An 11,643-nucleotide genomic window follows, 5' to 3' on the forward strand; every position below is an offset into this window, starting at 1 on the left:
TACGGAGCCACCAGCGGCGAAATCTACATCAACGGCATGGCAGGCGAACGTTTCTGTGTGCGTAACTCTGGGGTGAATGCGATTGTAGAATCGATCGGCTCCACGGCCTCCAGCAACGTCTCCAGCGGGCGATCGCCGCCAAATTGCAAACTGTATCCCAACAGCACTCACACCTGCGAGAGCGGTGCCAAACCCTCGATCCGCGCTTGGTTTTGCAGCGCGGCTATGCCTTAGTGAGGAAAACTAATGGCACGCTCGTCCGCGATGGCGATCGATTGGTTGTGGGTGAAGAGTTGGCGATTCAACTCGGTCGAGGACGAGTAAAAGTAAACGTAATAGAGGTCGATCGTGGCGAAGAAAAATAATTGGAAGTATGAAGAAACAGTCGATCGGGTTGAGGAAATATTAGCGCAGATTGAAGGTGGCGATCTGGAATTAGCTGAAGTATTCAGTCAATTTGAGATCGCGGTCGCATCTTTGCAGCAATGTGAAAATTTTCTAGCCGAACACAGTCAGCGGGTGGAATTATTATTAGAAAATTTGGGTAATTCTTAGCGATATTTACTTACTGCGATCGCTCGATGAGTTGCAGTCATCGGGAAGCAGCCGAATTATTTTAGAGCGATCGCTAATTTACGATGCTCACCTGGGGGTGACGATTGTAAGTATCCCCAAGTTAGCAATACTAGCTAAAAAGCAGTCATCACTTGGCGTAGTTCTGCTGATAGATCGTGGGAGCCTCGACCTTGCTTTTCAAATAGTACGCCAGCCAGTAGATAAATATTCGGCGAATAGAAAGCTTTACGATCGCTTTTGAGTGCGCTAATTGTCTCTCTCACCTTTGATTCGGAGCTATAGTAGCCAAATTCTAATGGCGCGATTGTAAAATCAATTACTTGATACCCACAATCGATCGCATACTCAATCGTTTCGACGGGGTTTGAATAGGCAGAAATTAGCGATGATACCCAATCGCAACCGACTGTAAATAGACGTTTGGTAATTGCCGCTCCATCAGCTCCGCCATGCAAAGATGGCATGTAAATATCATTATCGGGCGCAGGTAAATAAGGCGGGTTGGCAATCAGATAATTAGCTCCAGACTGTTGCCAACCTTCAAAAAAACATTGATGGCGAACGACATATTTGTCACTTAATCGATACCGCTCGATTCGTGATTGCGCCAGTTTAGCTGAGGTAGAATTCAATTCATACCCGTGAATTTTGCCTTTGAAAGGAGTTCTAAGCAAGCTATGAATTACTGGGCTACCATCACCAGAACCAAACTCAATTACCAGATCCGAACTGGTACAACGATTGAGTACCATCCGTTCTAAACATTGAGAATAAAATTGAGATTCTTTGGGACAGAAAAATACTTCATTGGGCGAATAAGATTGAACCGAGGTATTGTCTCGATCTGCTAGTGTTTGGAGCAAATTCATTTGGGTTTTAATTAAAGGTTGAATTTTGAATAATTTTGACGACCGCATCGCCAGCGCGACCGCTCATATACTTGTCTTGGTCGTATCCGAGAACGAGTTCCCACGCGTGCTGGGGATACATATCGACTAGCGGTAATGAGACGTTGTGGAGCATCCATTGTCCGTGTCGTTCGTCTTCTTTGACGTGCAATTCCCAATATCCTTTGGCGGTTTCGGAAAGTTCCAAGCGAGCAGCGGCAGCAATGTAGTCTTGATAGACTGAAGGGCCAACAATTTCAAAGTAGGTAAAGCCACCGATGTAACGTAAGAAGTTGCGCTTACATTGGGTAAGCAGAAAATTGTGATTGATTGAGGCTAAAACTTCCCAGGGCACCAAATCTAAATAAGCTTCTGGTGTCGAATCAAGGTTAAGTTCTGCCATCATTTCTGCAAAGAAAGTAGAATGCTTGCGACTGAGGCGACCATTGCCATATTCTTCGAGCAAGACGCGGATCAATGTCGCCTGGATTTCATTGCTAGCACCACCTAACAAATGACACAGCCGACTCGATTCTACTAACCCATCTAAAGAAGCGATCGCAATTAGGTGACGATAGCTCTCTAGGGTCATTTCGTGTCGTAAATACCGCTTATTTGCCGATATTGGCGGTGCTAAATCGTCATCTCCTCGCGCGATTAAAGCCGCTTTAATGTCATCTGCTGACAAATTATTTAGATTGAGGTCGATCTGGGCTGATTCCCAGGCTTGCCAAGGCTCCTCGATGCGATCGCGTACCCATCGCACATAGAGCGAACGCTCGTTAGTATATTCATTTAAATCTTTGTACCAGATAAAATTAAGTCGGTTGATCCGGTAGAGAATCCGCTGCAAAAACCGATTTTCGCTCTCTGGTGTTGCCCGATTGGTATAAGCAATTGCTAAAGCAATTTCCAATGCAGTTTCAAACTCTTTCACTGCCAATTTGACATCTTCCTTGCCCTGTTTAGCAATTACCTGTCTATCGAGATTTTCTGTAGTTAAAATCTGAATAAATAGCTGTTCTGCTCGATCGTAATCTGGCGGTGCTGGAGACACAAAATCCTTGACTTCATCGATAGAAGGCAGATCTGGACGCAATAAAACCATAATTCGTACATTCTTAGTGAAGAGAATGCTGAGGCGATCGCGCTAATGTAACGATCTTGCCATCAACCTGTTCTTAATGTACTCAGGCAAGGATAATAATTTTATCTCTCGTAAGATAGACAAGTAGTGAATAAAAAGTAGTATTTGTTACAGATCTGCGGGTACCTCCCCCAAGTGACTTTTATGGCTAGTAGAGCGCAGGCAAAAGCTGTATGAAGATCTAAATGGTGCTTTATTTGGGCTAATTTTAGCTAAAACTTCCACAGAGTATCGTAATATCATCGCTAAAAAACCTTTTCAAACATCCTCTGAGATCTAATTTGGCGATCGATTGTTCATCCATTTCCACCATTGCACTAACGATCGGGATAATACTAATGGTTTGAGTTCGATCGCTTTGCGATCTAATAAATCTTGGGTAATATTAAAAGCCGCATATTGCAACCCTAAAAAGCTATCCACGGGTGCATAATAATTACCCAGGGTAATCGAGCCAGATGCATAAATTTTACCTGTTTGATTTGCCATTTCTGTTAATTCAAATTCAGGATTGACTGTCAATCTGCCTAATTGATTGAGCGGTAAATTATATTGCTGGACTAAATCTTGCAATAAGGGACTCGCCATAATTGGTGCATCTACAGCGGTAGCGTCGATAATAAAGTCAGATTCTAATTGAATATCGCCCTTGATACCTGATTCTTTAACGGTGGTAATCGTACCGCCATGTGTGGAGTGAGGGACGACTTGCTGAACTTCGCCGTAAAAAATCTGATACCAACCTTTATTAATCCCGCCAGTTATAATTTTGCGCCAGTCGGGGCGATTTATGGTCGTTACGCCACCCCAGTCGGCGAGGAGATTTTGACGCTGTTCTGGGGTGGAATTTTCGAGGATTGTTTTATACTGTCCTCCCCATGCAGATTTCGGCCAGTTGAAGGGCTGAAATTCATAATTGTGTTCGACTTTTCGATCGGCTAAACCGTATTTATTCCCTTCAATCTTAGCGGAGCGGAGTAATTGAATGACGCGAATTTCGACTCGATCGTTATTGCGTCTGAGGGTGTAAAGTTTCTGTAAAATTCGGGCGGCGACAATTCCGGTACCGCGTAATAATACCGTTCCGCCATAGTTAGCTAAAGACTCGTAAATATGTTCGTGGGGTTCGTACGCATTAACGACGGTTTTAAAGTCTTGAGTGCGATCGCGATATGCTTGGAGATCTGGTAAAAATTGGAGTGCGGGATAACCAGTGGCGATATGCACGTAACGCGCGATCGTGCAAGCATAATCGGTGGGTTGTTGACAGGTATAAACGATCGCATATCGACCGTCGGTAGTCTTGCGAATTGCCTCGACATGCGCCGTGCGAGTCATTTTGCGCCAACTAATCCGGGCGGCTTCGCGATCGATCGCCGCGATGACATCGCCAGATTTGGGCGTATATGTACTTGCTAGCGTCGGTTCGGCGAAGACTTGCCAGAGATGACTCAATCCCGATCGTAATTTCCCCTTAGCGATGTCTTTAACCGCCTCTAAGGTGGCATAATTCGGAAAACCCCAAAGATTATCGGGGCAGGCATCCGCAGGCGATCTGAGCCGTTCTTGCGGGACGATCTGGGTATTGAGACAGAGTTGCTGGTAGCGTCCGTAGGGTTGTTGCTCCATCCCCAATACGCGGATCCGATCGAGACTCACGCCCCCAACTCTGAGTAAATCTACCCAGATAAAACTGCCCAAACCGCCGCCAATGGTGGCATATTCGACTTCTTCGACGGGCAATCCGGTGGCGTGGATGGTTTGAGGATCGATCTGAGACTGTTGGAAGATCGGCGGTAAACAGCTATTCACCCGCACCACTGGCGGTGGTGTAATGCGCGGATCTGGTCGATTGGTGACAGCATTGAAGCCGATTTGCGACTGGCTTGCTGGGGTAGTTAGGGGTTGAGAATTAGTGGGAATGGAGATCGAAATTTGGTAGTTTCCGAGTTGAATGACATCACCCGGTGCGATCTCGTGCTGCGGTTGTTTGCTCCCATTGACGATAATGCCGTTACTACTACCGCGATCGACTATTATTAATTTGTCTTGCAGGACTTCGATCGAGGCATGATAGCGCGATACTTCTAGGCTATTTAAGACAATCCGACTCACTCGCTCGGTACCCAATGTTTCTGGTAGTCGCGCAAATTCTCGCCCTAGAGCGATAGGTACTGTTAACAGGGGTTCTTTGCGTTCTCCTGTTGCTGGATCTTCCCACATCAAACGGATTTGCACGATTGATTGTCTAAGTATTTAACGATCGATCTTAGCAGGATGAGCGATCTTTTGCTCGTTCCCACGATCCTCTCTGCTATTATTTTGGACATTATGGCATCCGATCGATTATTTAGAACGATTTCAATCGTACAGATCTGCATTCATCTCTGTGCTTATCTTGCTGCTTTTGTCAAACTAATTCTCATCGAAGCAGGTGGATATTACGATACTGGAGTGATGAGCTTTCTCGGGATCGCGCTTGTCTCGATGCCATTATTTGCGATCGCATTGTGGCTGATTCAGAACAGCGCAAAACTATCCGATCGAATTAGAGTTCGGGGGTATTGTTTTTATCTGGGGGTCTGTATCTGGAGTATTTGGATAATAATTAAGGTCGGTTATTTAACTCCGGTAAAATAGGTGTAGGGAAATTAAATTAATTCCCTAACATCTAGAGCTTAAAGCCTAAGAGGGTGTTTTAAAAGTCTAATTGCTCCTGACACAGTATGTTGTGTAACTGGGAGACGGGGCGACGGGGGACGGAGAAGATAAATACTCATTGTTCACAATTCACAATCCACACTTTTCCTTACAGAGGGCATTGCTGAATATTGGATCGCACGCGGCATCGACGGTTGGTGGCTGGATGTACCATTTGAGATTACCACGCCTGGATTCAGTCCCCCCGTCTCCCCGTCCAATCTCTCTCCAATGGAACCTCCAGATCTACAAAATGAGAGATCGCTAAAAATAGTCCAGCATCTAGACTTTTAGATACATAAGTTTTTAATACTTTAATCAGGGGATTAAATAAAATGGCTCTTCACAAGATTGCAGACTTCAATCCAGATTACAAACAACACTTTAACGGTCGCGAGATTAAAGGCTTAGATGTGTATGCTGGCGAAGAGAAAATTGGGTCGGTCGATGATGTTTTAGTAGACGACGGCGGACGTTTTCGTTACTTAGTAATTAATACTGGCGTATGGATTGTTGGCAAAAAAGTGTTATTACCGATCGGTTTGGCACATGTAAGTGCCGATAGTACGCGAATTTATGCCCAAAATTTGACTAAAGCGCAAGCCGAAGCATTACCCGAATTTACCGACGATCTTAAAATTGATTACGATCGCGAAGAGCAAATCCGAAATGTGTACCGTCCGGCAACATCTATGCAACAAAATCGCCCGCCGATGACGGGTGCCGAGGACATGCGAAATATGCCGCCAACTACTACAAGTATGGTAGCCGATCGCGATACATATAATTACGACAAAGAACCCAACTTATACAACTTAAACGAACAAAATCATTCCAGTCTCAAACTGTACGAAGAACGACTAGTTACGACTACCAATCGTCAAAAAACTGGCGAAGCGATCGTTAGTAAACATATCGAAACTGAAACAGCCACAGCATCGGTACCCGTCGAAAAAGAACGTATTGTCGTCGAGCGCATCCCTGGTAATTCTGGCTCCGTAGTTACTCCTAGCGATACCAACTTCCAATCAGGCGAAGTTGCCCGGATGGAAGTCTACGAAGAAGTTCCAGAGTTCCATAAAGAAGCATTCGTTCGAGAAGAAGTCCGCGTTAGCAAAGTCGTAGATAAAGAAACTGTTACCGCCCAAGAACAACTTCGCCGCGAAGAGTTAGATGTCAATGTAGAAGGTCATTCTGTAGTCGAAACCAAAAACTAATTTAATAATCGCATCATAGTGGATCGATACGATCCTCGAAACTATCTAACTAGACGATCGAAATTAACCTAAATTTTATTTACTGGGGCTAATACCATGAAATCTGATATTGCGTTACACGAAATTATGCGAATCGATGAGTATGAAGATGAAAATGTCCAAACCGATTTAGCAGATAATTCTATTTCTAAAGAGTCTGAAAGTTTGGTAGCTACTCAATCACCAACTGAATCCACCACCGATAATTCGGAGTCATCGATCTCAGTAGATATTCCGACTGATACCGTCATTAATTATGACGAACCGCCAACCGCGCTCATCGATGCTCCTGCCGAAGAAACGGTGATGACAAACGATATAACTCCAAACGAATTAGCTGACATGCCTGCGGCGGAAGACATCAGCAATGATGATGAAATATCGACTGAGTTAGCACTACCGACAAAACCTGCGATCGATCTCGAAAAACCTTTACCTGAGCCAGCAGTGCCTACTAATGAAGCCATCATTAATGATGATGAAACTTCAAATGAGTCATTTGCAAAACAGTTAGAATCAATCCCAGCAAACACCGCCGGATTTTTTGAAGAAGTAATAGTATCTATTACTGAATTCTTCAAAAATAACCGCCAACTGCTGACAAACTTAGGCATAATTTTTCTAGCTTTTATTGTCACTAAACTTGCATTTGCCGGACTGAGTGCGATCGACGATATCCCGCTCGTTTCGCCATTGCTCAAACTAGTTGGTTTGTTTTATGTAGGTCGATTTGTGTGGAATTACTTAATTCGCGAACGCGATCGTCACCAACTAGTCGAACAATTCAACAGCATTAAGACACAAATTTTAGGCGATCGCAATTAAGTAAAGCTAGCTAAATTAGGTAATAAGTAGGGGGATTTATAAATCTCCCCTATTATTTTAAGTAGGGAATTTTACCAAATCGGATCGTCATATAGATGAACGATCGTTATCGATTCACCGATCGGAATACTTGCCAAACAAGCCCGCACGGGGTTTTCTCGCCCTTCGATTTCCACTTCGCAAGCATAACAAGAACCCATCAAACAACCAGTCGGAATCGTAATTCCCGCGCGATCTGCAACATTTAATAATGGTTCGCCTGGTTCGGCAGTGATGGTAACTTTATCGGGTAAAAAATGAACGGTTACAGACATAAATTTGTTAATCGATCGGTGTGTTTAGATCCCCGACTTCTTTAAGAAGTGGCTCGCGCACGCCTCTGTTTCCCGACGGTTTAGCGAGACAAGACAGTCGGGGATCTGTCGTCGCGACTAGTTATTAATCTTCAACATAATCATTTTATTTACGAGTAGCGATCGAATATTATCGATCGATAGTTCGCTAGACTGTAAAATCTCGCTAACTGTCAATTGTCCTTGATTCTTGTCGCAAGCTTGCATAAAAGCAAACTCAGCATCGGATAGATTGATTAACTTCCAATCGCAATTAAACACATTCTGACTTTCCCACCCTTCAATACAAGTATGCCGATAAGGAATTGCCGCTAGTAAAGTGTTATCTTGCGTCCAATCTATCGCAGTTGGTAACGACGGTTTCGCCAAGAAAAATTCATAGTGAGCGACATCCGGGTCGAGCAATTCAATCAGCCGATATTGGGCGCGAATATCTAACTGTTTCGCGCGTTCCAATGCTTCAGGTGCTTTAGCTAACAGTCGCTCCAAACTCCAGAAATCGGGATTGGAAAAACCGACAAAATCTAACCCAGAAGCATCGATTAATTCAAATAACGTCTCGATATTGTAATCAATTTCTTGGGGATGAACGTACATATCGGCGAAACATTCATCCTGATGATTTTCCATCGCCCAGCGTTCCTTTTCCCGCTTGAGAATGCGATTATGTTCGGGGAGCGATGCAAATACCGATCGACCGATTTTAACCCCATCTTGATAGTCGCCGCGCTTGTCACCCTGCAACATCCCGATCGCTTTTTGCATCAGTTCGATTTCCCACCGCCCCAACTCGCCATAGACAAAAATATGCATCAACCCACCGGGGGCTAGCTTGCCCGCCAAGGCTTGAATACCGCGAATTGGGTCTGGGGTATGGTGCAGCACTCCCACCGAGTTAATTAGGTCGAATTCCCCCGGTAGCTGGGCAACATCGAACAGACTCAGATGATGAAATTCTACCCGCGTCGCACCCGATCGCGCACAGCGTTCGGTAGCAACTTTCAGCGCGCCAGGACTCAGATCGATCGCCGTTACCCGCGCATCAGGATTGAGATGCACCAAGCTATCGGTACTCACCCCCGTACCGCAACCCGCATCGAGAATCCGAATATCTCGGCGTACTGGCATCTGTCCAGTACAAAAATTATAAGCCGCATCCCATTGCCACCGCCAGTTAAACCCTGGGGGCGGCTCGTCGAGCAAAGGTTCGGGCGGGAAGGGGTAGGTATCGTAGAGATTTTGAACTGCTTGACTAATCTGGGCGGGACTGGCTTCCATAACTCGATCGCTGCTTGAAGACTCGATCGCTATTGTATCTTTATTGGCGTACTTGCTACTTTCACGTAGTCATAGTAGCTTCTTTCTGGATAAAATTAGCGGTCAGCTTCAAAATTGTAGGGTGTGTTATCTGTGCAGCATAACGCACCAGACTAGCGATCGATGATAGTTTATTAATTTGCAAGTCCCTAACCGCCAGCTATTTCATGTCGTAACCGAATAAATTGGCATTGACTTCATCTAGATTGATATCTGCCAAACCGTACTCGCGCCACCGCCTGTCTACCATCGCCGCCACTGTCGGATCTGACTCTAACTGTTCTCCCCATTCAGACTCGGTTTCTGGATAAACTTTTGTCGTGGCATCGATGCCCATCCGACTCCCCAAGCCGACTTTCGGAGTCGCAAAATCGAGTTTGTCGAAGGGCGTATCGGGAATGATAAAGACATCGCGCTGCGGATCGACTTTAGAGCTAATCGCCCAGACGACTTGGCGCGGATCGCGGATATTGATATCCTTATCGACGACGATGACAAATTTGGTATAGGTAAATTGAGGTAGGGCACTCCAGAAAGCGAGTGCAGCGCGTCTGGCTTGTCCGGGATAAGCTTTATCGATCGCAATTATCGCCGCTTTATAGCTCAATGCCTCCATCGGTAAGAAAAAATCGACAATTTCTGGCACCTGTTGGCGTAAAATTGGCGTGTAGATCCGGTTGAGTGCGATCGCCATCATCGCTTCTTCTTTGGGCGGACGACCGCTAAATGTCGTCAGATAGATCGGATCTTTGCGATGAGTCATGCAATTGAAGCGAATCAACGGGCATGATTTAGACTGATTATAGTAGCCCATGTGGTCGCCAAACGGGCCATCGACCAGTTCTTCCCCAGGGGTAATCGTCCCTTCCAGCACGAATTCTGAGTCGGCGGGTACTTCAATATCGACCGTTTTGCATTTGGCTAATTTAACCCCGCCGCCGCCATAGATCCCGGCAAATAACCACTCGGATAGATCGATCGGAATCGGGGTCGCTGCTGCCATAATAATTAGGGGATGTACGCCGAGTGCGATCGCAATTTCTAATTTTTTCCCCCGTTCAGCGGCTTTCCGCAGATGGCGCGCGCCACCACGAATCGACAGCCATTGCACCGTCATCGTATTTTTTGACTGCAACTGGAGTCGATACACCCCCACATTGGGCGTACCCGTCTCGCAATCTTTGGTAATTACCAAGCCCAAGGTGACGATCTTGCCCGCATCGCCACTATAAGGGCGAATTAAAGGCAGACTATTTAAATCTAGGTCATTTCCTTGGACGACAATCTGTTGGCAGGGTGGGAAGTAATCTCGGCTGGGTTTGGCTTTGAGGACATCGAATAATACCTTCCCAAATTCGACTGCTTGCGCGACTTTTTTCGGCGGTTTGGGCTGCTGGAGCATCGCTAATTTGCGCCCCAAATCTTCTAGTTCCTGGGGTTTTTCCATATTCATCGCCCAGCAGATCCGCTCGACGGTGCCCATAATATTCACAGCAACCGGATATTTGGCTCCTTTGACGTTCTCAAATAATAAGCCAGGGCCGCCACATTGCAACATCCGATTGGAGATTTCGGCAATTTCTAAGTCGGAGTCTACCAGCGTTTTAATGCGCCGCAGTTGTCCCCGTTGTTCGAGTACTTTTAAAAATTCTCTGAAGTCCGCCGCCATGCGATCGCCCTATGTAACGTTATGTTTCTATTCTAAAGGGAATAGGGGGTAGGGGATCGGGAATAGGGGACGGTTTTGGAGACAGCTTTACAACCATTGAGATACCACCGCCAGGGTAATTCTACCCCCTGAGTCAGTCCGATCCGAGTGGTTTGCACCAATTCGAGTTGAGGTTGCCTACCATCGGCGCAGTCGCCTTGTCTAATATCGGTTTGCGCGATCTCCACCAGATCCGATCGATGTTCGATCCACATCGATCGTCCAAATTCTAGTTTCGTCCCATATAATTCTAAATCGATTTGCATCGCCAGACAGAGTTTCCCCGGCCCTGCGGCTACCCGTTCTGGCTCTTCCTTGGGTTTGAGTGGAATGCTCGCTAACGTCTGTTCATCCAGCTCTAGTGCCCGAATTAGCACCGCACTCGGCACGCCAGATCGATCTGTAACGATATTAACACAGTGATAAATACCATAAATTAAATAGACATAAACATAGCCCGGATCGCCAAACATAATCCGATTGCGCTTGGTTTGCTTGCGATAAGCATGGCAAGCCGGATCGCCCTCTTGATAAGCCTCGGTTTCGACAATTAGCCCCCGTAATTGTCGCCCATCGGGGAGTTGACGCACCAAGGTACAACCGATTAAATCTGGTGCGACACTGACAGCCGATCGATCGAACCATTCCGTGGGAATAACTGGTGTCATATTAGAGCTACGCTAGAACGATACATGCCAAGACTCCCGAAATATCAATCGCGACTCAATCGTTCGATAATCGCATCAGTTTTATTCTCGTTGGTCGAAGACCTGCCTTCGGCAATCGTGTTGAGTTTTCGCAAAATTGTCGGACGATTACCTACTGGCTCGACACGCTTAAAATTGTGGGTAAGAGTTAGCGATCGCCACTATGA

The 11,643-nt window shown here is 45.8% G+C and carries 14 protein-coding genes; 7 read left to right on the forward strand and 7 right to left on the reverse strand.

Annotated features, from left to right (window positions below):
• The 3 genes from RMO79_RS16820 to xseB all read left to right on the forward strand — a co-directional run.
• The coding region (locus RMO79_RS16820; RefSeq protein ID WP_310484362.1) for a hypothetical protein at positions 1–234 on the forward strand (234 nt) is incomplete at its 5' end.
• Positions 144–365 (forward strand): exodeoxyribonuclease VII large subunit, encoded by a 222-nt coding sequence (locus RMO79_RS16825; RefSeq protein WP_310484363.1) that lies wholly within the window; start codon positions 144–146, stop codon positions 363–365. The genes RMO79_RS16820 and RMO79_RS16825, both read left to right, overlap by 91 nt.
• Complete coding sequence (xseB, locus tag RMO79_RS16830; protein WP_310484364.1) at positions 349–555, forward strand: exodeoxyribonuclease VII small subunit; 207 nt, start codon at positions 349–351, stop codon at positions 553–555. Before RMO79_RS16825 ends, xseB begins: the two co-directional genes overlap by 17 nt.
• A 134-nt stretch (positions 556–689) precedes the next feature.
• Here the strand turns inward: xseB and RMO79_RS16835 are convergent, their stop codons facing one another.
• The 3 genes from RMO79_RS16835 to RMO79_RS16845 form a co-directional block, all read right to left on the reverse strand.
• Positions 690–1,493: an SAM-dependent methyltransferase gene (locus RMO79_RS16835; RefSeq protein WP_310484365.1), complete on the reverse strand. Its 804-nt coding sequence runs from the start codon at positions 1,491–1,493 to the stop codon at positions 690–692.
• Positions 1,453–2,571 carry an iron-containing redox enzyme family protein gene (locus RMO79_RS16840; protein WP_310484366.1) on the reverse strand — a complete coding sequence of 373 codons (1,119 nt, stop codon included), beginning with the start codon at positions 2,569–2,571 and terminating at the stop codon, positions 1,453–1,455. Before RMO79_RS16840 ends, RMO79_RS16835 begins: the two co-directional genes overlap by 41 nt.
• 315 nt (positions 2,572–2,886) lie before the next feature.
• On the reverse strand, positions 2,887–4,848 hold the full coding sequence (locus tag RMO79_RS16845; RefSeq protein ID WP_310484367.1) for an FHA domain-containing protein: 1,962 nt from the start codon (positions 4,846–4,848) through the stop codon (positions 2,887–2,889).
• Positions 4,849–4,887: 39 nt separating this feature from the next.
• Here RMO79_RS16845 and RMO79_RS16850 point away from each other — a divergent pair, with 39 nt between their 5' ends.
• The 3 genes from RMO79_RS16850 to RMO79_RS16860 all read left to right on the forward strand — a co-directional run bounded on the left by RMO79_RS16850 (position 4,888) and on the right by RMO79_RS16860 (position 7,391).
• Entirely contained in the window at positions 4,888–5,250 is a 363-nt protein-coding gene (locus tag RMO79_RS16850; protein WP_310484368.1) for a hypothetical protein, read from the forward strand.
• Between the two features lie 395 nt (positions 5,251–5,645).
• Positions 5,646–6,527: a DUF2382 domain-containing protein gene (locus tag RMO79_RS16855; RefSeq protein WP_310484369.1), complete on the forward strand. Its 882-nt coding sequence runs from the start codon at positions 5,646–5,648 to the stop codon at positions 6,525–6,527.
• A 96-nt stretch (positions 6,528–6,623) separates the two neighbouring features.
• A complete protein-coding gene (locus RMO79_RS16860; RefSeq protein WP_310484370.1) occupies positions 6,624–7,391 on the forward strand; it encodes a CAAD domain-containing protein in 768 nt (255 codons plus the stop codon).
• Between the two features lie 71 nt (positions 7,392–7,462).
• Here the strand turns inward: RMO79_RS16860 and RMO79_RS16865 are convergent, their stop codons facing one another.
• From RMO79_RS16865 to RMO79_RS16880, 4 genes are all read right to left on the reverse strand, one after another.
• Positions 7,463–7,705, reverse strand: coding sequence for a 2Fe-2S iron-sulfur cluster binding domain-containing protein (locus tag RMO79_RS16865; protein ID WP_310484371.1), 243 nt, complete (start codon positions 7,703–7,705; stop codon positions 7,463–7,465).
• Between the two features lie 117 nt (positions 7,706–7,822).
• Positions 7,823–9,022, reverse strand: a complete 1,200-nt coding sequence (locus RMO79_RS16870) for a class I SAM-dependent methyltransferase (protein WP_310484373.1) — start codon at positions 9,020–9,022, stop codon at positions 7,823–7,825.
• Between the two features lie 199 nt (positions 9,023–9,221).
• A complete protein-coding gene (locus RMO79_RS16875) occupies positions 9,222–10,730 on the reverse strand; it encodes a UbiD family decarboxylase (protein WP_310484374.1) in 1,509 nt (502 codons plus the stop codon).
• Positions 10,731–10,762: 32 nt separating this feature from the next.
• Entirely contained in the window at positions 10,763–11,437 is a 675-nt protein-coding gene (locus RMO79_RS16880; RefSeq protein ID WP_310484375.1) for a DNA-3-methyladenine glycosylase, read from the reverse strand.
• A gap of 24 nt (positions 11,438–11,461) precedes the next feature.
• On the opposite strand from RMO79_RS16880, the gene RMO79_RS16885 reads away from it, so the two are divergent.
• On the forward strand, positions 11,462–11,643 hold a 182-nt coding region (locus tag RMO79_RS16885; RefSeq protein WP_310484376.1), incomplete at its 3' end, for a hypothetical protein.

It is taken from the genome of Chamaesiphon sp. VAR_48_metabat_403 (genome assembly GCF_031422475.1).
GTDB lineage: Bacteria > Cyanobacteriota > Cyanobacteriia > Cyanobacteriales > Chamaesiphonaceae > Chamaesiphon.

Bases quoted from the DNA above. Each gene is read 5' to 3' on its own strand.
- RMO79_RS16835 (WP_310484365.1), bottom strand. From the start codon at position 1,493: ATGCGGTCGTCAAAATTATTCAAAATTCAACCTTTAATTAAAACCCAA.
- RMO79_RS16840 (WP_310484366.1), bottom strand. From the start codon at position 2,571: ATGGTTTTATTGCGTCCAGATCTGCCTTCTATCGATGAAGTCAAGGAT.
- RMO79_RS16850 (WP_310484368.1), top strand. From the start codon at position 4,888: ATGAGCGATCTTTTGCTCGTTCCCACGATCCTCTCTGCTATTATTTTG.
- RMO79_RS16855 (WP_310484369.1), top strand. From the start codon at position 5,646: ATGGCTCTTCACAAGATTGCAGACTTCAATCCAGATTACAAACAACAC.
- RMO79_RS16860 (WP_310484370.1), top strand. From the start codon at position 6,624: ATGAAATCTGATATTGCGTTACACGAAATTATGCGAATCGATGAGTAT.
- RMO79_RS16865 (WP_310484371.1), bottom strand. From the start codon at position 7,705: ATGTCTGTAACCGTTCATTTTTTACCCGATAAAGTTACCATCACTGCC.
- RMO79_RS16870 (WP_310484373.1), bottom strand. From the start codon at position 9,022: ATGGAAGCCAGTCCCGCCCAGATTAGTCAAGCAGTTCAAAATCTCTAC.
- RMO79_RS16875 (WP_310484374.1), bottom strand. From the start codon at position 10,730: ATGGCGGCGGACTTCAGAGAATTTTTAAAAGTACTCGAACAACGGGGA.
- RMO79_RS16880 (WP_310484375.1), bottom strand. From the start codon at position 11,437: ATGACACCAGTTATTCCCACGGAATGGTTCGATCGATCGGCTGTCAGT.